Genomic DNA, 19,099 nt, shown 5'->3' with positions numbered 1-19,099 from the left:
CACCAGCAAGCAAAGAGAAACCTCATGACCGCCATCGATTCCTACAGCCACGACGTCTCCTGCACGATGCCCGAGCGCCGCAGAGTCCTGTTCGTGACCGACCTCGCCTACCAGGCCCGGGGGCGACGCTACTGCGACGAGGACATCTTCCTGATCTCCCGACTGCGCGACAGCTTCGACATCGCCCTGTGCCACCCGCTGGATGCCGCCGCGCTGATGGATGCCTTCGACGTGGTCGTGGTCCGCAACAGCGGGCCCGTGCTGCACTACCAGAAGGAGTACGACGCCTTCCGGGAGCAGGCCGTGGCCCGTGGCATCCGGGTCTACAACCCGCTGTCCGGCCGGGGCGACATGGCCGGCAAGCAGTACCTGCTGGATCTGACCACCGCCGGATACCCGGTCATCCCCACCATCGACCGGCCCGAGGACCTGCACCTGCTGCCCGAGGTCGGTCAGTACGCGGTCAAGCCGAAAGCGGGCGCGGACTCCATCGGCCTGACCTTCGTGCCCCGAGAGCAGCTGAGCGACCTCGTCTGCGGCGACATCCTGGTCCAGCCGCGCATCGACTTCCGATACGAGGTGTCCTTCTACTACGTCGACGACGCTTTCCACTACGCCCTTCGCGCCCCCGACCCCGAGCGGCGCTGGGTCCTTGAGCCCTACGAGCCCACCGACGCCGACCTGGCCTTCGCCGGGCGCTTCATCGACTGGAACACCCTCGACCACGGCATCCAGCGCGTGGACGCCTGCCGCACCCGGGAAGGCGAGCTGCTCCTCGTGGAGCTGGAGGACCTCAACCCGTACCTGTCCCTGGACCTGGTCTCCGACCGGACCCGTGACGCGTTCGTGGAGAGCATGACGGCATCCCTCCACCGGTTCCTGGACGCTCGGCCCCGCGCCTGAGGTGGCATACGTGATTTCGGCGATCGACTCCAGTACGGCCCGGTCGGCGCCGCCCTGGCTGGAGATGCGCATGCCGGCGATCGCCGCGTTGACGAAGCGGGCAAGTGCCCCGGCGTCGCGGGGAGATGCGATGCTGCCGTCCCGCTGCCCCTCCTCGAGCACCGCGCGCAGTGCCGTCAGCCGACGCCGTGTGTCGCGCCGAAGTCGTCTTCTGCATGGACGAGTTCGGCCCGCTCAACCCCCAGCCCCGCCCCGGCCGGCAGTGGGCCGAGCGTGGCGGACGGCGCAGGGACTCCAACCGGGAGCCGAGGCGCCGCCGACCGGCGGCCTACACCCGCCCGCACGGGGCCCGGCACCTGTTCGCCGCCTACGACCTCGCCAAGGACCAGCCCTACGGGCACATCAAGAAGACCAAGAACAGGTCGAAGTTCCAGGAGTTCTGCCGCTACCTGCGCTCGCTGCACCGGAGGAATACGCATTGCGATCGTCTGTGACAACTACTCTCCGCACCTGACGAAGAAGCGGTGCCAGCGGGTCGCGACCTGGGCGGCGGCGAACATTGCGGAGATCGCCTACCCCGACCAACAGCTCCTGGCTCAACCGGATAGAAGCCCAGTTCACCGCCCTGTGCTACTTCGCTCTCGACGGCACCGACCACGCCAGCCACAAGGAACAGGGAAGCATGATCCGCCGCTACATCTGGCGGCACACACACTGCCGAACGCCCGCTACGTGGAGATACCCGACGCCCGCACCCTCGTCCAGTTCGACAACCCGGTCGGCCTCACCGCGGAGCTCCGTCGCTTCGTCAAGGAACACCCGCTGCCCGGGGAGAGCTGAGCAAGGCGTCGAGGCCGAGCCAGCCACATGCCATCCAGCGCGGGGACCTGAGATGAGCAGGTCTGGAGGAACACGGGGAGCGCGGGTGGGGATGTCAAAGAGCGCCAACAGGATTGAGCGAGACAGCCGATCCGCCCCGTCTCGCTCAAACTGAGGCACTCCAGATCAGGCACTCACGCTCCCTCACCTCGAGCGAGACCGGACAACGTCGTAGGCGTCACCTGCCCTGCACGCTGCCTCCCCGCGAGCGCGAAGGATCTGCCCGCCCGACGAAGTATCCCAACCAGCCGTGACCGAGCCATCCGGCGGTCGCTGTCTCGAGCAGAGTCGCCTCGTGACGTGAGTGAAAGAGCACCTGGCCGGACTGACCGGCCAGCCCGCACCCGACGACACAGTGGTCTGGCACTCGGTGGGCAGCGACATCGCTGACCGGACGGGGTGGAGCGCCCCGGAACGGCACGAAGCACAAGAAGCGGCTCTGCACGCGCACTTCGCCGTCGACGTGCGGTGATCTGGCGCGGCTGGCGGTTGGTTTCGCCACTGGGATCGATGAACCTGCGTCGGTTCAACCCCCAGGGCGCAGGCAAAGTCCAGCAGGCCCAGCTCGCCATGGCGTCGATAACGATTCACCCACTTGGACGCGCTTAGACGTGAGATGCCCATCTCCGCGGCCACGTGGGCGATCGGCTGACTCGCGCAGCGTTCGATCAGACGACGGCGGCCCTCGGGCGACAGAGGCGCGTTGCGGTGGGTCATCGTGGCCGTCCCGGATGCCAGCGGGTGTCTTCTCGCCCATATTGACAAGGCGCGCCCGGTGCGGCGTCATCGGCAGGTCGAGTCTCACTTCGAACTCCTCATCGCGACGAATGCTGGTCGGGGTCCAGAGCTGGCAAGGTGCTCGGCTCGTGAAACTGGTACTGACTGAGCCGGTGATACTCACCGCGGGCTCGCAGTAGCTGCGTGTGCGTTCCCTTCTCCACGATCCGACCGTCCTGCAGTACGACGATGACGTCGGCGTCGCGGATGGTGGAGAGCCGATGGGCGATCACCAGGCATGTGCGGCCATGCCGCAGCCGCGAGGTCGCCCGTTGCAGGAGGAGCTCGGTGCGGGCATCAACCGCACTGGTGGCCTCATCGAGGATCAGCACGGCTGGGTCAGCGATGAACGCGCGCGCGATGCAAATCAGCTGTCGCTCGCCCTCGCTCAGGCGTCCGTCCGCACTGTCGACCACCGTGTCGTAGCCTTGTGGAAGAGCGTTCACGATGTGGCTGACACCACATGCCTGAGCGGCCTGCTCGACCTGCTCGACCTGCTCGACCTGCTCGAGTGTGGCATCCGGCCGCCCGTAGGCGATGTTGTCGCGAATGGTTCCGCCGGCGGCTCATGTCGATGCCCCGATCGCTTCCTGCGAAGCCACGAGCTCCTGGTACGTCTGACAGCTTTCCATCAGTGATTGATGTGTACCGTCGCCGACGATGCTGCCCTCGTGGAGCACCACGATCCGTTCGGCACTGCGGATACCGGCAGTCCGCTGCGACACCAGTAGGACTGTCGCGTCGGCCGTGGCTGTGCGCAGCGCTGCCAGTAGCCGTGCGGATGTTTCGGAATCGAGCGCCGAGACCGGATCGTCAAGAAGGAGGACGCGCGGGGCGGCAACGAGTGCGCGGGCAATGCATAGCCGTTGCCGCTGGCCGCCGGAGACGTTCGTTCCACCCTGGGCGATCGGTGACCCGAGTCCGTCGTCCAACGCGGAGACGAACTCGCGAGCCTGCGCGACCTCCAGCGCCTCCCAGAGCTCGGCGTCAGTGGCGTCCGGCCTGGCCAGCCGCAGATTGCTTGCGACCGTACCTCTGAAAAGCAGCGAACGCTGCGGAACGATCGCGAGCTGACTGCGCAGCACAGTGGGATCGATGGTGCGCAGATCAACGCCGTCCAGCCGGACGGATCCGGATGTTGCGTCCTGAAGTCTCGCGACGATCGACAGCAGGGTCGTCTTGCCGGCACCCATCGATCCGACGAGCGCCACCGTGCCGCCGGGCTCAACCCGTAGGTCGATGCCGGACAGGACGTCAGCATCGGCGCCTGGGTACCGCAGCGCAACGCCGCGCAGCTCCAACTCACCGCGAATCGGGAACGAGCTGGCGGGTACGCCCGATGGCCGGAGCACAGGGGTGGAGTTGAGCACCGCCTGAATACGTTCCGCCGCGACCATCGCCCTTGGCAACATCATCACCCCCGAGGCGGCCATCATGGCTGCCCCAAGGATCAGGCCCAGGTAAGTGACGTAGGCTGTCAGACCGCCGATCAGCAGATGTCCCGACTCGACCCGGTGGCCACCGAACCACACCACGGCCACGATCGACAGATCAGTGATCAGCATGACGGCCGGAACGAACGTCCCCCTCAGCCGCCCCATCGACCGGGTTGCCACCGTCAGCTCGTTGTTCACCTGCCCGAACCGCTCGGCCTCGAAGCGCTCGCGGGTGAACGCGCGAATCACCGTGAGACCCATCAACTGCTCGCGCAAGACCCGGTTGATCGCATCCAGGCGGTCCTGCATCCGGCGCGACACCCGTGTCATCCAGCGAAGGATCACCGCCAACGCCGCACCCAGTACGACAACTGCCACGATGATCAGAAAGGACAGGCCGGCATCCGCACGCAACGCCATATAGGCCCCGCCCAGCATCGTGATCGGTGCGGCGACCACCACTGTGCCGAAGGTGAGCAGGAGCGCCTGTATCTGCTGCACGTCGTCGGTGCTGCGAGTGATCAGCGTCGGCGTGCCGAAGTCCTGATGTTCCCGGATGGAGAACGTAGCGATCTTGTCGTAGACGTCTGACCGCAGGTCGTGCGCAGCGTTTGTGGCTGCGCGCGCTCCAGCATAGGACGAGATCACCGCTGCCAGCAGCTGGACGATACTGACGATCACCATGCACCCGCCGGCTGTCCAGATGTACCCGACGTCCGTGCGCAGGAGGCCGTTGTCGATCAGATCCGCATTGATCGTCGGCAGATACAAGGTGGCGGTGACGCTGACCAACTGGAAGACGGTCACACCAGCGAACCACCTTCGATGCTTGGCAAGCTGAGCAAGGACCAGACGCATCGGTCAACCGTTCGTAGGAGGTGCTCAGGCGATGACAAAGCTGGGGTGCAACAGTCCGGCGGGGTCGTACTTACGGGCCAGCTGCAGCAATCGGTCACGACGCTCGGCGTCGAACAGTCCTGCGGCGGCGCGTTGGTCGGGTCGTCCGAGAGTGAAGTTCGGCGAGCTGCCTACGGCGGTCCCGGACCAGCTGGCCAACAGTTCATCCTGCAGCGCCCACGCACTTGCCGCGTGCGACGTGGTTGTCGGGGCTACCACACCTACGACACACAGCAGGTACATCGCCTCGCGGTGGCTGACTGCGTTCGGCACCCTCGGCGGAGTGGACAGCGCCCCACCGAGATGACGAACCGAAATGATGGAGCGAACCGACCGGCCTGGCGCCGACAGGGCGATGGCGTCGCGGAGGCGTTCCTCGTCGATCGCCCGCAACAAGACATTGTCGGCGACATACGCATGCGGCTGAGCCGGTTCGCTGAAGACGATGTCGGACCGCCGGTACGGGATCTCCTGCACACCGTCGTACGCAGGTTTCAACGCCCGCAACGGGGCCACCAACTCGTCTGCCTCCGCAGCCGAACCCAGGTAGGCGATCTGGACATGGGCCATGTGCCGCTTGGAAACTTCAAGCGTGGTCATCGCCGAGGTCATCTCCGAGGGCATTGTCGCCGTCCAACGCAACCAGGTTGAGACCACCTCCGGCGTCTCGCCCAGGTCGAACATCAGACCGCCCCCGACCAGCCTGGCGACCGGCATCAAGGCCATCTCCAGCGCGGTCACGATGCCGAAGCTCCCGCCACCGCCGCGGAGCGCCCAGAACAGGTCCGGCTCCTCGTGTTCCGAAACCGTCAGCAGGGAGCCGTCGACGGTGACCAGCTCCAAGCGCGTGACATGGTCCGCGGCGAAGCCGTAGCGACGAGCCATCAGCCCGATGCCGCCGCCGAGCGTGTAGGAGACAGCGCCGACACCGGGCATGCTCCCGGACAGCGGTGCCAGATCGTAGCGTGCGGCGGCCTCGATCACGTCGCGCCACCGCGCTCCAGCGCCCACCCGTGCGGTGCCGGCGCCGGGGTCGACATCGACGTTGTCCATCCTTCGCGTCGACACCAATACACCTTCACCGGCGAGCGGGTTGGCGAGCCCATGTCCCGTGGCCTGGACCGCGATCGGCATACATGACTCTGCGGCGCGCCGGACGGCCGCCACGACGTCGCCGGCGGCCCGTGCCGCCACCACGTGGGCTGGCTGATGTTGCTCCCGCAACTGGAAGCCGGCACGGTGCTCGTCGTACTCGGCAGACCCTGGGTGGTACGCCACCGGTGATTCGGCGTCGGTCGTGTCGGCACTCATCGCGAGCACCTTTCTGGATCGGGGGTGCGTGCGCGCACCCACGGCGAACAGGCAGCTCGTGGGTACGCATCCATCAGCCTGATCGGAATATGCGCCGCATCGTGTCGCAATTCCTGAAAAACTTGGTGTGTGACCCCAGACCGTTTCTTCTCCCTGATGCTGCTCCTCGAATCGAGGGATGCCGTGACCACACAGGAGCTTGCCTCGGCGCTCGGGGTGTCCCTTCGAACCATCACCCGGGACCTGAACTGGCTCCGCGACGCCGGTCTGCCGGTGACCGCACACCGGGGCCGCCTCGGAGGCGTGACCATGCTGCCCGGGTCCGGGCTCGACCTCACGCGACTCACGCCGGGCGAGCGTGATCATCTGTCGCTCACCGGGCTGGACGAGAAGCAACGTGCGGAGCTCAACCCATCGGTCGAAAGCCGGCGCGCGCTCTCCAAGATCGTCGCTACACAGTCACGTCGAGGTCATGAGCTCCTGCCGCTCACCGACGTAGTGCACGTGGACAGCCGCCCCTGGCTCCAGGCACGAGCTTCCGGCACGACTCCGGCTTCGCTGATCAGCTCAGTGCGGCGAGGTCGCCGACTACGGATCGAGTACGACAGCCCACGCGAGTCATGCTCACGCGACCTGGTCGTGGATCCCTACGGGCTGTTGGCCAAGGCCGGCATCTGGTATCTCGTCGCCGACTGTGCCCGAGTGCCGCGGATGTACCGACTCGAACGGATCACGACGTGGAAAGAAGTCGACCAGCCACGACGGATCCGCGAGAACCAGACCCTGGCCGCCGTCGCTGCAGCGCTCATTGATCAGTGGGAGCACAACCATGCGATAGAGGTCAGCGCCACCATCGACCAGACCCAGATCGAGCGAGCGCGACGGATCTTTGGCCAACGGCTCGTCCGGGACGACCACGAAGAATCCGCCACCGGCCACAAGGTAACGATCCGCTTCCTGCATCTGGAGGACGTGCGAGCACTCCTGCCGTTCGGGAGCGCCATCACTGTGCACGGCCCCACCGAAGTCAGGGCTCACCTCAGCGACCTCGCCACCAACCTTGCCCACCACTATGCGCCGTCACCAACGTCCTGACCGGCAACAGCTGATATGGGGGGCCTGGGTGTCGAGTGGGCATGCGGATGCCGACTGGATGATCATGTCCCCCGCGCACGTCCTCGCGCGCTCGCACCAGATCCCGCGCGGCTTCCTCCGCCTCGGTGGGCACCCGCACGGCCGGGAGTTCCCCGATCCGCAGCAGCCGGACCGGCCGCTCGGCATCCCTCCGGCCGGTCTTGACCCAGTCACCCGGCGGCCCCTCGACCTTGGACAGGGCCACCACCACGCACCGCACACCCGCCGCCGTCAACGCCTGCCAGCCCGAACCCGGTCGGTCCGGCCCCATACGCCACCGCCACCGGACCAGGCAACGACGCCACCCAGGACACCACCGCGCCCGCCTCCGGCGCCAGCCGCAGCGACCGGATCTCCCCCAAAACCCCATCGATCGCGGCCCCGACGACCGACCGGACATGAACATCCAGCCCGGCATACATACGCTCGAACATGACCGGCACCTCCCGCAATTGCGGCTCCACCGCCACGCAGGATGGCGGCAACCCACGCCAACTCACGAGCGAGGCGCCGGATCTCCACACGGTCTAGGGGGCGGATCGTCCCACCAAGTCGCGGGCACTGCGCCACCGTTCGTGCGTTGTTGAATACAGCACGCCACGGACATCTGCGTTCGGCTGTGCTGTGTCAACGGTACGGTGGCAGCCCTGCCCGCACCAAAGGAGGTTCGATGGAAGCGGAGTTGATCGCACTTGCCGCCACAGGCGCCACGACGTTCGTTCAGCAGATGGCGGCTGACTCCTGGGCGCAAGCTCGTGACCGAATCGTCTCATTCCTTTCGCGCCACCGCGGCAGTGAGGAAAACCTTGTCGAGGGTGAGCTGGAGACTTCGCGCGGAGAGCTGGTCGCCGCGATGCAGGTCGGCGACGAGCAGACCGCGTTGGATGTCGAGGCAGAGTGGCGTACGCGACTGCGGCGCACTCTGCTGGCCCATCCCGACGCTGCTACCGAACTACAGGCAATCCTTGACGACTTGGCGCCCCAAGCACGTGATGATCAGGGCATGGACGTTCACAACACGATCAGCGGAGGCGTGCAGCACGGCCCAGTGATTCAGGCCGGCCACGTGGGCACGCTGAACTTTGGGACCGGTTCCGGTCTGAGCTGAGCTGAGCTGAACGGTCGAACGGAGACGCCATGTGGAAGGCTCCAGTCAACACACACGAGGCCCTGCCCTACATCGTCGACGCTGCGCGACGCGATGGTTACCTCGGTCTCATGGTTATCCTCGCCCGCACCGCAGAAGCCAGATCCTTGCATGAGGAACTGTCGCGAGACTGGACCAGCATCCACGACGTGACCGGCCACCGCATCGCGGTGCTCTGCCCCGATCCCTACTTCGTGGACGATCCGGAGGAAACGCCGTACTACGCGGGTGTGGATGACCGGATCGCCCGGTTCTGGAACAACCTGACGCTCGACGATTGCGTCGACTTCACACACACCAACGTCCTGACCCCCCATAACGTCTGGGGCGGTGTCCCGGTCGCGCGTCCGCCATACCCAAAGGATGTGCAGCATGCTGCGTGGACCGAGGCGGTGTCCCGTTGCGCCGCGTTCTTCGGTATCGCAGAGATGCGCCTTCCCGCCGTTCTCGTTCTCTGTCTCCGGGAGCGCGGAGACGTACTGATCCAGCTTCGCCCGGAGACCAGCCTCTACAAGCTGTGCAAGAAGATCGCGTCGCACCCCGGCTACTCGCCCGAGGACGCCATCCAACTGCAGGAACGGGCCCGCCTCACCGATCTCGTGGAACGCTTCCCTCGGCGCCGGCGCGAGGGGTACGAGTGGCGGAAGGCCGACGACTCCCCGAGAAGTATGGCGCGGCTGCTGGATGTTGAGGCTGTGCGCAAGCAGATCGACGGGCTGCGACACCATATGGCCCAGGTCGTGCACGTCGACCCCAACGCGCACCGTGCCTGGTCGCAGAGCCTTGAGGAGCTGATCCGCACTGACGCCGCCGAAGAGACGGCGCAGGCCCGCCTGGCGGAGATCGTCTGTGAGGTCCGCGAGCACCCCAGGAAGGTCGACTGGCGCAGGCTGGACCACAAGGTCAGGAAGGTCCAGCTCGCTTTACGGAAGGCCGCTGACCCACCCGAGAAGTTCCACTATGTCCCGGAGAGTCAGGAGGAGAAGACAGAGCGAGAGGCCGAGCTCGCCGCTCTGCAGGCCGAGCTAGCCCAGAGGGAACGATGGCTGGACAGCAGGCCGGGGCTGGCAGAAGCCTGCAGACAGGCAGCCCTGGACGAGATCGGCCCGTGCGCCGTCGAATCGCTGGAACTCTCCGAGTACATCGGCCTCAGAAGGGGCTATTCCGCCGAACGTATCCAGGCAATTCGCCCGACAGGCCCGGCGCCCGCGTCCAAGGACGCGGGCAGGCACGTGGGTGCGGGCATCACGGCCAGAACAGACAATGACCTGTCGGGGGTCGTCCACGGCCCCGCCGTACAGGCGGGGCGCATGGGAGACGTCCATGTCCATGTCCACGGGCGGCGACGCCCGCCCGGGACCGAACAGGTCACCTGGCTCCAACGCCTCTGGACCTGGAGGAGACGCCGGGACTGAACGCGTTCCAGCTGCGTCCGGTTACTGACACGACCTCAAAGGCGCGCGTACTGACGGCGCACGCTGATCGCGTCGTCGACGTCCCGGCTGGCGCTCGGCCACGCTTCCCAGCAGACCGCACCCCGGTCGACCGGGAAGTTCCAGCACCTTACGGTCCCTTGGGAGGTCCGAAACCGGCTGGAACTCGTTACACCGACCGGCCTCGTGGTGGCCGGAGTCCGGGAACGGACGAGCGCCGAGCTCGTACAGGTGTTCAGCAAGCAGAATGCCCCCGGCATGAGCGTCCAGGGCGTCGGAGACGATGCGCTCGGATCCCTTGAACCCGCCGATTGCGGCGTCCAGGACGGCGTGAGAGGAACACTCGGCCACCGCGACCATTCTGGCCTGCGGATAACCTCAAACGGGCCTTCCTCGTTTCCGCGTTCGCCGCCCTGGGCGACCCGGTCTCCCAGGCCTACTACGACAAGAAAATCGCCCAGGGAAAGCATCACACCCAAGCCCTGCTCTGCCTCGCCAGGCGCCGGGCCGACGTCCTGTTCGCCATGCTCCGCGGCGGAACCTTCTACGAATCCCAGCCTGTCCGGGCAGTCGCTCCGCAGACCTAGACCATGGTCAGCAGGTGATCCGTGGGTCCGTAGTCGATCTTCCAATCGGCATAGACGCCGGAGAATCCGTCCTTGATGCACTGCAGGCCAAGGGTCACCCAACGGACGGATCCGTCGTCGGCGAGTGAGAACGCGACCGCGGCCTCGAACTCCTCGCTGCCGCACGGGCAGCCGGCCGCACCGGGCTCGTCGCCCTCCCAGGACTCCTCGTTCCAGAACTCCTCGCTGTCCGCGATGAACGCACAGCTCCCACAGCCACAGCACTCGCGTTGCGCTCCGGACGCGTTGACCAGCACGAAGAACACGCGGCCACCGCACCCCTCACAGATGGAAGGAGCGATCTTCACCGGGCGGCCGTCGACAGCGCCCCGGAGGAACACCGCGAGCTCCGCAGGGACACCCTCGCCAACCTGATCATCAGCATGCACTGACACATCGTTCCAGACGCCCCGAACAACCACCCGGCCACCTTGACCAAAGACATAGGGGCACCCCCCAAGTGACCTGGTCGGGGCACGATCCTCTGCCGCGCTGATCACCAACGAGACCGCGAATCGTCCCCCCTGCCGCTGCTGTGTCGAGACATGGAAGGCACTGCACACGCCCATCGGAGTCAAAGCGTATTGCAGAGGACTGCGATTCCGCAGGTCAGGGCCCGGCCGTGGCTGTTCTGATCACGAGGCGAAGACGAGATTGTGCATGTGGGCGACGGCTCGGACCGCGTGGTGGAGGCCGTCTCCGTGCTGTCGGCAGTAGCGGAGGATCTTGTAGTTCTTCAGTCGGCCGATCGCATGCTCGACCCGTGCGCGGACTCGCTGACGTTCCGCGTTGTCGGCTTCTTCGCCGGCCAGCAGGGGTCGGCCGGGTCGTTTGCGGTGCGGGACGACCAGGCCGGTGTTGATGTAGGCGCCGTCGCCGGGCACGGTGACGCCCTGGCACTGCTGCGGCAGGCCGGAGTCGCGCCAATAGTCGGCGGCATCTGATCGTCTTTGGGCAGACCCAGACGCGCGTACATATACGCTGCGGCCAACCCATCAGCTGATCAGCTTGTCACTCGGTTCGGCGGGAGCGGGAACAAGGACGGGCCAGCCAACCGAGTGTGATGGCGATCAGGCCCACCAGCATGGCGACGTAGGCGCCGCCCAGCCCGTTGCCGGTGCCGAGACCGCCGTCGGCGGTGGCCGCGGCCGACCCGCCGACGACCACGGCGATCAGGCCTGCCATGAGGGCCGTGGCGGCCCCGTTCCGCCGAACCCAGGTGTGGATGTGGCCCTGACGGGTGGGGTGGGCCAGGGCCAGGCCGCCGTTGACAGCGCCGAGGAGGCCGACCAGTGCGGCCCAGAGCGTACGGCGGGGGGCGGACATGGCCTGCTCACCACCGCCATATCTGACGGTCCCCGTATGGCGCTCGGGCCCCCGTTGTGTGATGGGTCGGGGCGCAATGGAGGCGTGGTGACATGACCACTGACACACCAGCAGATGTACGAGTCACCCGGGCACGGAGCCGGATCGTGGACTGGCTGGCCGAGTACGCCCTGCAGTCGTACGCGGCTCTCAAGCCCGGCGCCTCCGACAACGAGATCGTGGCTCTCGAAGAAGCCCTCGGCGTGAGCGTTCCGGAGGAGTTGAAGGCGCTGTGGCGGCTGTCCGCCGGTGAGGACGGCGTGGCCGGATCGGGGCTCATGCCGGGCAAATGGGCCCTGATGCCGCTCGACGCCGTGATCAAGGTCAACCAGATGCAGATGCGGTTCCAGGAGGAGAACGGCGAGGATGAGGACGCCCTGGTGCTGTGGAAGCCATGTTGGATACCGTTCTGCTCCTTCAACCCCGACGACACCGTCTACGGCCTCTACCTGAACGGCGAGACCGGGGAAGTATGCAAGTGGACCGGGTTCGGGGAGCGCGAGCGGGAGTACGAGTCGCTGCCCGCCTGCCTGGAACTCATGGCGGTCAGCCTGGAAGCCCCCTTGGCAGCGACCGGCCCGGAGAAGCCCGGCATGATGGGCGGCGCCCTGGTGTGGGGCCCCCTCTGACGAGGAGCGCAGGGACCAGTGGGTGCGCCACCTTGGCCAGGCCCCGCCGCGTCATCCCGCGAAGACTCTCGGCGCGATCCGGGAAACTCTGCCCGGCGATGAGGGTGCAGGGTTCGACGAGCAGCGCGACGCCCTCGACCTGGCCGACCCCGAGGCCGTCGCGGCCTTCCGGGACTACTGGTGGGAGCGTGCCGTGCAGGCCCAGGAGGAACCGGAGGACGACGTTGCCGCCGCGCTGGGCAGGAACATCATGGTCCAGCCCGGCCGCAAGCCGGCCACGGAGTACGAAGCCACGCTGCCGCCCGCCATCCGCTACCTCCCGCCGTCCGTGGACGACATCCGTGCCGCCCTGCGCCAACCGCCCGAGCCCCAAACGACTCGGACGTACGCACCTCGGCCGACGCATCGGGCACGTGCCCCACATGAGCGTCCCGCCGTCCGTCACGCCAGCTCTCCGCTACGGCATCTGCGGACCTTGGCTTCTCGAAGTCCCCATATTTTGAACGGCGTTGACCCTCAGATGGCCCTACACAGGCCGGAAGATCATTTAGGTTCCCCAAGACTCACCCTTTCGGAAAGAGACGAAAGGGAATCAGACAGAAAGAAACAGGGGAACGCGTGTCCATACGCACTCTGGCCACGGCGACCGCCGTTGCCGCCACGCTCGTGGCCGGCGCCGGCAGCGCCTACGCCGCTTCGACGAGCACCTCGCTCAGCAACGGAACGCTGTACTTCACCGCCGAGGACGGTGCCAACGTCACCGGCAACTCCAGCCTCTTCTACTCCACGACCAAGTACAAGAAGACCGGCGGCAGCACGGTGAACGTCTACCTGAAGCTGGACACCTCGGAGGGCATCTGGTCCTCGCCGCTGAAGTCGGTCTCGTCCGGTCAGACCGTCTCGTACTCGTTCGGCGGAAAGAGCATCGCCAACGACGCCCCGGACTGTGAGGCGACCGGTCTGATGGACGCCAGCAACGGCGGCCCCTACTACACGCCGACCGTCAGCTTCTGCTGATCCGGAACTGCTCGGTGGGCGGGACGGCGAGTCCGTCCCGCCCATGTGAAAGGCAAGTCGTGATCGAGGCTTCGATCAGGGCCGTTCCCGGCCTGCTGGTCTCCTTCCTGGTGCTGGCTTCGCTCCTGTGCCTTCCCACGTGGCTGGCCGCACGCACAGGAGGACATCCGCCTCTGGTACGAGTGCTGTTGGCGGCCTCACTCGCGGGTATCGCCACGGTGACGCTGCTGCCGGGGAACGCGGGCGACGCCGGAACCGGCAAGTGCGACACGGGACTGTCCCTCCAGGCGGCACTGGATTCACCGTCCGCCTGGATGAACGTCGCGTTGTTCGTGCCCGCCGTCTTCTTCGCCGTCCTGGCCTTCCGGCGACCGGTCACCGCCGCAGCCGTCGGCATGCTCCTGAGCGGAGTGATCGAACTGGCGCAGACCAACCTGGTGGGCGGACGTTCCTGCAGTGTGACCGATTTCGCCATGAACACGGTCGGCGCCCTCATCGGCGCCGTGGCCGGCCTGGTGTGGCTGCGCGCTCGCGGGCGCGGGGAACACCGCTGGTGGCGGGACGCGGCCTGGGGAACCGGAATCGCCTGCGCCGGGCTGTTGGCCCTGGCCGGCATCGTCCACGCGTCGTCGCCCCAGACCTACGACGCCGCGGCGGTCGAGCACCGGCAGGAAGCCGCGGCCAAGGCCTCCGCGGGCTCCTCCGAGTGGATCACCGGGGCGGCCCAGTCCGTCTTCGGCCAGGGAACCGAGGTCCAGCAGATTGAGGAGATCAAACAGAACGGCGGACTGGTCGCCACGGCCACCACGAACCGCGGCAAGCTGATCGCCTGGTGGCCGCAGCGCAAGCTGGTCGAGGCGATCCCCAAGAACAACCAGGCGGACGCCGGTCCGGTGCGCAGCAAGCAGGCCGTACGGATCGGCTCGAAATTCGCCGCAACCTGGTTCGCCGACGAGATCCACGGCGCCCGCCTCACCACGAAGACCCTCGCCCCGGAGGCCGGCGACCAGGCGATGTACCACCTCACCTACCGCCGCTACGTCGACGGCGTGATGATGCCCATGCGCCTGGACATCACGGTGACCTCCTCGGGCCGCGTCATCGGATTCACCGCCCGCCCCGTCACCGATCCGACCCTGCCGAAGGCCGAGCTCGACAGGAGCGCCGCGGAGGCTCTGGTGCGCGGACGCACCGGAAAGTCCCCCACGGCGGCGGTCCTGCTGGCGCAGAAGGTCGCGGGGGCGTGGCGGCCCGTGTGGATGGTCGGGATGCCCGAGGGTTCCAAGACGCCGGACATGTTCGTCGACGCGGTGACCGGGCGGAAGGTGACGCCACAGATGTCCTGATCGGCCCGGATCACCGCATACGGAACCCTAAGGGGAAGGGCGTGCCATGACTCGATCCTCTCATCGCGCCTGGTCGGCGCGGCTGCCGAAAAGGAACGAGGCCGTGAAGAAATACGTACTCTTCGATCATGATGGCGTCCTGGTCGACACCGAGTTCTGGTATTTCAAAGCCGCGGAACGCGCCCTGGCGGAGGTTGGTTTCGCCCTGGACAAGGATCAGTACCTCCGGGACATGGCCCGGGGATCGGGCTCCTGGGCCCAAGCCAAGACGGCCGGCATCGATGACCGGACCCTCAGCCGGGTTCGCCAGGCCCGCGACGGCTACTACCAGGACTACCTACGGACCGAGGCCATCGAGATCGACGGCGTCGTCGACACTCTCGCCGAGCTGTCGCCGTACGTCCGCATGGCCATCGTGACGACCGCGAAACGGGCCGACTTCGACATCATCCATGAAAAGCGCCAGATCAGGCAGTTCATGGATTTCGTCATTGTTCGCGAGGACTACGAACTCGCCAAGCCGCACCCGGAACCGTACCTGGCCGGCCTGAAACGCTTCGGCGCCGCCAGGGAAGAGACCCTCGTCGTGGAGGATTCGGCCAGAGGACTGACCTCGGCTGTGGCCGCTGGTATCGACTGCGCCGTTGTCCATAACGAGTTCACGAAGACGAACGACTTTTCCCAGGCAAGCTACCGGATCGGCAGCCTGAACGAATTGAAGGACATCCTCCTCGTGGCAAGGTGACGTGCCCGGGACGCAACCACGACCCGACCGCCGCCCGCACCCACACGATCATCCGAATTTGCGAACGCCAGGACGTCCCCGTCCGCGCCGACCCCGCCTACCCCGGCACCGGCACCGGCATGCACATCACGCATGGCGTTCATGGATGGTCTGCCACGGGCCAAAGCGTTCGGGCAGCTTGCACCACTGGCAGCCGGTGCTGAGCTGGTGGATGATCCGGTTGATCACCGGGCGTTGGTCCCGCCACCGGCCGCACCGGCCGTTGCTCCTGGGCAGCAGCGGCGCGAGCACCGCCCACTCGCCATCCGTGAGGGCCCCCTTCCGAGCCTGGCCAGAACACGAGTCACTGGCCGCAGAGACACCTGATGACGAGGCGTCATGCACCAGCCCGCTCGATTCCATAGCCTGACGTGCCAGCTGTGGGGGCGACCAAGCGACGGCGCTCATGCTTCCAGACGATCCAGCCAGGCGTCCTGGCCGTCCGCCAACGGGAAGGTCAGGGGCAGCGGCTCGAAACGGCAGTGGAACGTCATGCCGTTGTCGCGCCCCGCGCCCGTCACGTGGTGGTCCCACGCATCCGGGACATCTGCGTCGTCGTCCACCTCCAGTTCGAAGAAGGTGGTGTGGCGGGGGAAGCGGCGGATCGGGTGCGGCGTGTGCTCCTCCGCGAGGGGGCGCAGCACCCGCACGCAGGTCAGCCCGCACTCCTCCGCGACTTCCCGCAATACTGCCTCTTCCAACGGCTCCTCCCGGGCCACACCCCCCGCCGGGACGTGCGTGCCGGGCGGCAGGTCCGCGTCGTGGTCGAACACGAGCAACTCCGCCGACCGTCCCGCGCGCCGGCGCAGCACATAGGCAGCCACCCGGATACGCAACGTCAACTCCCGCATTCCCGCAGCGTAGGGATTACACATCCTCGATCACGTGAGATCCCATTAGTTCGAAGAGACAGGCCCTAGATGTATTGACCCGCAGGGTTGTTCGCGCGGGTGATGGGTGGCTTGCCGTCGAGTGCGGTGTGGCAGCGGTGGTGGTTGTAGGTGTGCAGGAAGTCTGCCAGGGCCGCTGTCCGTTCGTCGTTCGAGATATAGGCCCCCCCGTAGGCCCATTCGTCGAGCAGGGTGCGGTTGAAGCGTTCGACCTTGCCGTTGGTCTGGGGCCGGTAGGCGCGGGTGAGCTTGCCGACCGCGCCGAGGTCGGCGAGGGCCAGCCGCCAGGCGAAGCTTTTGCGGTAGGGCCAGGCATTGTCGGTCAGGACTCGCTCGATGCGGTCGATGCCCGACGCGATGAAGAAGGCCGCGGCCCGGCGCAGGTGTCGGCCTTCTCGTCGCCGTGGATCTCGCTGGAGGCCGGGCGGCTGTGGTCGTCGACGGCGGAGTGGACGAAGTCGAAGCCCACGGCGCTGCGGGCGGCCCGGCCGGCCTGGCGGCCCAGCACTTTGTGTCCGCCGCCGTTGGGGATCCGGCCGAGTTTTTTGACGTCGACGTGCACGAGTTCGCCGGGCCGGTCACGTTCGTAGCGTCGGATGACCTGGCCGGTGGGCCGGTCCAGGAAGGCGAGGCGGTTGAGGCGGTGGCGGGTCAGGGTGCGGTGCACGGTCGAAGCGGGCAGGCCCAGAATCGGCCCGATGCGGGCCGGGCCGATCTTGCGTTCCCGGCGCAGAAGGCACCCCCGGGCCTCCACCGCTGCCACCCTGCGGTGCGGTGCGGTGCGCTGTCGTCAGGGGGCGGCTGAAACGGTCGTGCAGTCCTTGCTCGCCCTCGGTTCACCAGCGGCGGATCCGCTTGTGGGCGGTCGCGCGGGAGATGCCCATCTCGGCCGCGACATGCGCGACGGGGCGGCCTGCGCGGACACTCTCGACGAGCAGCCGCCTGCCGTGAACGGTCAGCCGGGCACTACGGTGGGACACGAAGACCTCCGTGCGGTGTGTTCCTAGACAGCTCCACCACATCGGAGGTCTTCGCCATGTTCAGGCCCCGCAGGTGTCAACAACGCTCGTGATCAATACACCTAGACCGTGTGGAGATCCGGCGCCTCGCTCGCGAGTTGGCGTGGGTTGCCGCCATCCTGCGTGGCGGTGGAGCCGCAATTGCGGGAGGTGCCGGTCATGTTCGAGCGTATGTATGCCGGGCTGGATGTTCATGTCCGGTCGGTCGTCGGGGCCGCGATCGATGGGGTTTTGGGGGAGATCCGGTCGCTGCGGCTGGCGCCGGAGGCGGGCACGGTGGTGCCCTGGGTGGCGTCGTTGCCTGGTCCGGTGGCGGTGGCGTATGAGGCCGGACCGACCGGGTTCGGGCTGGCAGGCGTTGACGGCGGCGGGTGTGCGGTGCGTGGTGGTGGCCCTGGCCAAGGTCGAGGGGCCGCCGGGTGACCGGGTCAAGACCGGCCGGAGGGATGCCGAGCGGCCGGTCCGGCTGCTGCAGGAAGCCGCGCGGGATCTGGTGCGAGCGCGCGAGGACGTGCGCGGGGACCTGATGCGAGCCCGGCACCGGCTCTCCGCACTGCTGCTGCGCCATGGCCTGGTGTGGCAGGGCACGGCCTGGACGCAGGAGCACGAGGGCTGGCTGCGCTCGCTCTCCTTCGACCGGCTCGGCGTGCAGCTGGCCTTCGAGGAGGCCTTCGACACCGTGCTGAGCACCCATGCCCGCCGCGGGCGGCTGGACGGGGCCATCGAGCAGATGGCCGCCTCCTCGGCGTTCGCGCCGGTGGTGGGGCGGCTGGGGTGCTTGCGCGGGGTCAGCACGCTGACCGCCTTCGGCCTGGCCGTCGAGGTCGGCGACTGGCATCGGTTCACCGGTGCCACCACCGGTTCCTCTTCTGGGACTGGTGCCGTCGGAGGCCTCCGGCGGAGAGCGCCGAGTGCAGGGTCCGATCACCAAGACCGGCACCAGCCATGCCCGCGGGCTGCTGGTGGAGGCGTCCTGGCACCACCGCAAGCAGTACCGTCTTGGCCGCGAGCTGATGCGCCGCCAGGCCAGTCAGCCGCCCGCGGTCCCGGACCGTGCCGACCGGGGCAACCGGCGCGTGCATCAACGGTGGAAGCGATTCGACGCCCGTAACAAACGGCCCACCATCGCCGCCGTGGCCGTCGCCCGCGAACCGGCTGGTGTGGGAGCCTCGTCATGGACGAGCCGTCCTGAGCCCACGGACCGACAAGCAGCCGGTGGGAGACCGGCGCTGGACAGGCGGCGCCAGGAGGACCCGCGGCACAGCTAAGAGCAGTCACGTCCACAGCCGACGTGCCACGCTCGACCCCGGACCCAGCCTCACGTGCCTCGACGGCAAGACCGGTCGGCAGGGCTGTCATTCGAAGGATGACGCACGGACGACCGAAAGCGGTTCGCCGCAAGACCGGGCGGCCACCGGCGGTGAACCTCGTCTGTGACGACGCCGTATGCCGCCGCGCGGGGCGGCATACGGGCCATGTCGGTCGTCGGCCCGGCCCCGGACGGGG

The 19,099-nt window shown here is 67.3% G+C and carries 18 protein-coding genes and 6 pseudogenes; 14 read left to right on the top strand and 10 right to left on the bottom strand.

Annotated features, from left to right (window positions below):
- The first annotated feature begins 66 nt into the window (after positions 1–66).
- The 3 genes and pseudogenes from QF027_RS48210 (at position 67) to QF027_RS48195 (ending at position 2,254) form a co-directional block, all read left to right on the top strand.
- Positions 67–903 carry a hypothetical protein gene (locus QF027_RS48210; protein ID WP_307082752.1) on the top strand — a complete coding sequence of 279 codons (837 nt, stop codon included), beginning with the start codon at positions 67–69 and terminating at the stop codon, positions 901–903.
- A 200-nt stretch (positions 904–1,103) separates the two neighbouring features.
- Positions 1,104–1,618 (top strand): annotated as a pseudogene (locus QF027_RS48200) (transposase); the annotation flags it as partial.
- 468 nt (positions 1,619–2,086) lie between these two features.
- Positions 2,087–2,254, top strand: a complete 168-nt coding sequence (locus QF027_RS48195) for a hypothetical protein (RefSeq protein WP_306986849.1) — start codon at positions 2,087–2,089, stop codon at positions 2,252–2,254.
- Here the strand turns inward: QF027_RS48195 and QF027_RS48190 are convergent.
- The 4 genes and pseudogenes from QF027_RS48190 to QF027_RS48175 form a co-directional block, all read right to left on the bottom strand.
- Positions 2,244–2,499 (bottom strand): annotated as a pseudogene (locus tag QF027_RS48190) (helix-turn-helix domain-containing protein); the annotation flags it as partial. The gene QF027_RS48195 and the pseudogene QF027_RS48190 overlap by 11 nt on opposite strands.
- A gap of 98 nt (positions 2,500–2,597) precedes the next feature.
- Complete coding sequence (locus QF027_RS48185) at positions 2,598–3,098, bottom strand: ATP-binding cassette domain-containing protein (protein WP_307082750.1); 501 nt, start codon at positions 3,096–3,098, stop codon at positions 2,598–2,600.
- A gap of 27 nt (positions 3,099–3,125) precedes the next feature.
- Positions 3,126–4,853 (bottom strand): ABC transporter ATP-binding protein, encoded by a 1,728-nt coding sequence (locus QF027_RS48180; RefSeq protein ID WP_307082004.1) that lies wholly within the window; start codon positions 4,851–4,853, stop codon positions 3,126–3,128.
- 24 nt (positions 4,854–4,877) lie between these two features.
- Positions 4,878–6,203 carry an FAD-binding oxidoreductase gene (locus QF027_RS48175; RefSeq protein WP_307082002.1) on the bottom strand — a complete coding sequence of 442 codons (1,326 nt, stop codon included), beginning with the start codon at positions 6,201–6,203 and terminating at the stop codon, positions 4,878–4,880.
- A gap of 129 nt (positions 6,204–6,332) precedes the next feature.
- Here QF027_RS48175 and QF027_RS48170 point away from each other — a divergent pair, with 129 nt between their 5' ends.
- The 4 genes and pseudogenes from QF027_RS48170 to QF027_RS48155 all read left to right on the top strand — a co-directional run.
- Entirely contained in the window at positions 6,333–7,298 is a 966-nt protein-coding gene (locus QF027_RS48170; RefSeq protein ID WP_307082000.1) for a helix-turn-helix transcriptional regulator, read from the top strand.
- 709 nt (positions 7,299–8,007) lie between these two features.
- Entirely contained in the window at positions 8,008–8,445 is a 438-nt protein-coding gene (locus QF027_RS48165) for a hypothetical protein (RefSeq protein WP_307081998.1), read from the top strand.
- Positions 8,446–8,474: 29 nt separating this feature from the next.
- Positions 8,475–9,899: a hypothetical protein gene (locus QF027_RS48160; RefSeq protein WP_307081997.1), complete on the top strand. Its 1,425-nt coding sequence runs from the start codon at positions 8,475–8,477 to the stop codon at positions 9,897–9,899.
- Between the two features lie 395 nt (positions 9,900–10,294).
- Positions 10,295–10,504: pseudogene (locus tag QF027_RS48155) on the top strand (IS110 family transposase); the annotation flags it as partial.
- Here the strand turns inward: QF027_RS48155 and QF027_RS48150 are convergent.
- The 3 genes and pseudogenes from QF027_RS48150 to QF027_RS48140 all read right to left on the bottom strand — a co-directional run bounded on the left by QF027_RS48150 (position 10,501) and on the right by QF027_RS48140 (position 11,869).
- Positions 10,501–10,809, bottom strand: a complete 309-nt coding sequence (locus QF027_RS48150) for a hypothetical protein (protein ID WP_307081995.1) — start codon at positions 10,807–10,809, stop codon at positions 10,501–10,503. The pseudogene QF027_RS48155 and the gene QF027_RS48150 sit on opposite strands and share 4 nt — an antisense overlap.
- Before the next feature lie 369 nt (positions 10,810–11,178).
- A pseudogene (locus QF027_RS48145) lies at positions 11,179–11,478 on the bottom strand (transposase family protein); the annotation flags it as partial.
- Between the two features lie 76 nt (positions 11,479–11,554).
- Positions 11,555–11,869, bottom strand: coding sequence for a DUF6223 family protein (locus QF027_RS48140; protein WP_307081993.1), 315 nt, complete (start codon positions 11,867–11,869; stop codon positions 11,555–11,557).
- A 92-nt stretch (positions 11,870–11,961) separates the two neighbouring features.
- Here QF027_RS48140 and QF027_RS48135 point away from each other — a divergent pair, with 92 nt between their 5' ends.
- The 5 genes and pseudogenes from QF027_RS48135 to QF027_RS48115 form a co-directional block, all read left to right on the top strand.
- Entirely contained in the window at positions 11,962–12,537 is a 576-nt protein-coding gene (locus tag QF027_RS48135; protein ID WP_307081992.1) for an SMI1/KNR4 family protein, read from the top strand.
- A 618-nt stretch (positions 12,538–13,155) separates the two neighbouring features.
- Positions 13,156–13,554 carry a hypothetical protein gene (locus tag QF027_RS48130; protein WP_306972477.1) on the top strand — a complete coding sequence of 133 codons (399 nt, stop codon included), beginning with the start codon at positions 13,156–13,158 and terminating at the stop codon, positions 13,552–13,554.
- Between the two features lie 59 nt (positions 13,555–13,613).
- Positions 13,614–14,900 carry a VanZ family protein gene (locus QF027_RS48125; RefSeq protein WP_307081990.1) on the top strand — a complete coding sequence of 429 codons (1,287 nt, stop codon included), beginning with the start codon at positions 13,614–13,616 and terminating at the stop codon, positions 14,898–14,900.
- 103 nt (positions 14,901–15,003) lie between these two features.
- Complete coding sequence (locus tag QF027_RS48120; protein ID WP_307081988.1) at positions 15,004–15,645, top strand: HAD family hydrolase; 642 nt, start codon at positions 15,004–15,006, stop codon at positions 15,643–15,645.
- 5 nt (positions 15,646–15,650) lie between these two features.
- Positions 15,651–15,758, top strand: a pseudogene (locus QF027_RS48115) (IS5/IS1182 family transposase); the annotation flags it as partial.
- A 13-nt stretch (positions 15,759–15,771) separates the two neighbouring features.
- On the opposite strand, the gene QF027_RS48110 reads toward QF027_RS48115, so the two are convergent.
- The 3 genes and pseudogenes from QF027_RS48110 to QF027_RS48100 form a co-directional block, all read right to left on the bottom strand.
- The gene (locus tag QF027_RS48110; protein ID WP_307082748.1) at positions 15,772–16,047 is read right to left on the bottom strand and encodes a transposase; all 276 of its coding nucleotides are present in this window, start codon (positions 16,045–16,047) and stop codon (positions 15,772–15,774) included.
- A gap of 41 nt (positions 16,048–16,088) precedes the next feature.
- Positions 16,089–16,535: an NUDIX domain-containing protein gene (locus tag QF027_RS48105; protein WP_307081986.1), complete on the bottom strand. Its 447-nt coding sequence runs from the start codon at positions 16,533–16,535 to the stop codon at positions 16,089–16,091.
- A gap of 65 nt (positions 16,536–16,600) precedes the next feature.
- Positions 16,601–17,554: pseudogene (locus tag QF027_RS48100) on the bottom strand (IS481 family transposase).
- A 198-nt stretch (positions 17,555–17,752) separates the two neighbouring features.
- Between QF027_RS48100 and QF027_RS49925 the strand changes: the two are divergent.
- Both QF027_RS49925 and QF027_RS49920 read left to right on the top strand, forming a co-directional pair.
- On the top strand, positions 17,753–18,016 hold the full coding sequence (locus tag QF027_RS49925; protein ID WP_373431991.1) for a hypothetical protein: 264 nt from the start codon (positions 17,753–17,755) through the stop codon (positions 18,014–18,016).
- Positions 18,017–18,441: 425 nt separating this feature from the next.
- Positions 18,442–18,861 (top strand): transposase, encoded by a 420-nt coding sequence (locus QF027_RS49920; RefSeq protein WP_373432482.1) that lies wholly within the window; start codon positions 18,442–18,444, stop codon positions 18,859–18,861.
- Positions 18,862–19,099 lie beyond the last annotated feature (238 nt).

The organism is Streptomyces canus, assembly GCF_030816965.1.
GTDB lineage: Bacteria > Actinomycetota > Actinomycetes > Streptomycetales > Streptomycetaceae > Streptomyces > Streptomyces canus_E.
Note: the sequence above shows the minus strand (reverse complement) of the source record. Positions and strands in the feature narration are given on the sequence as shown.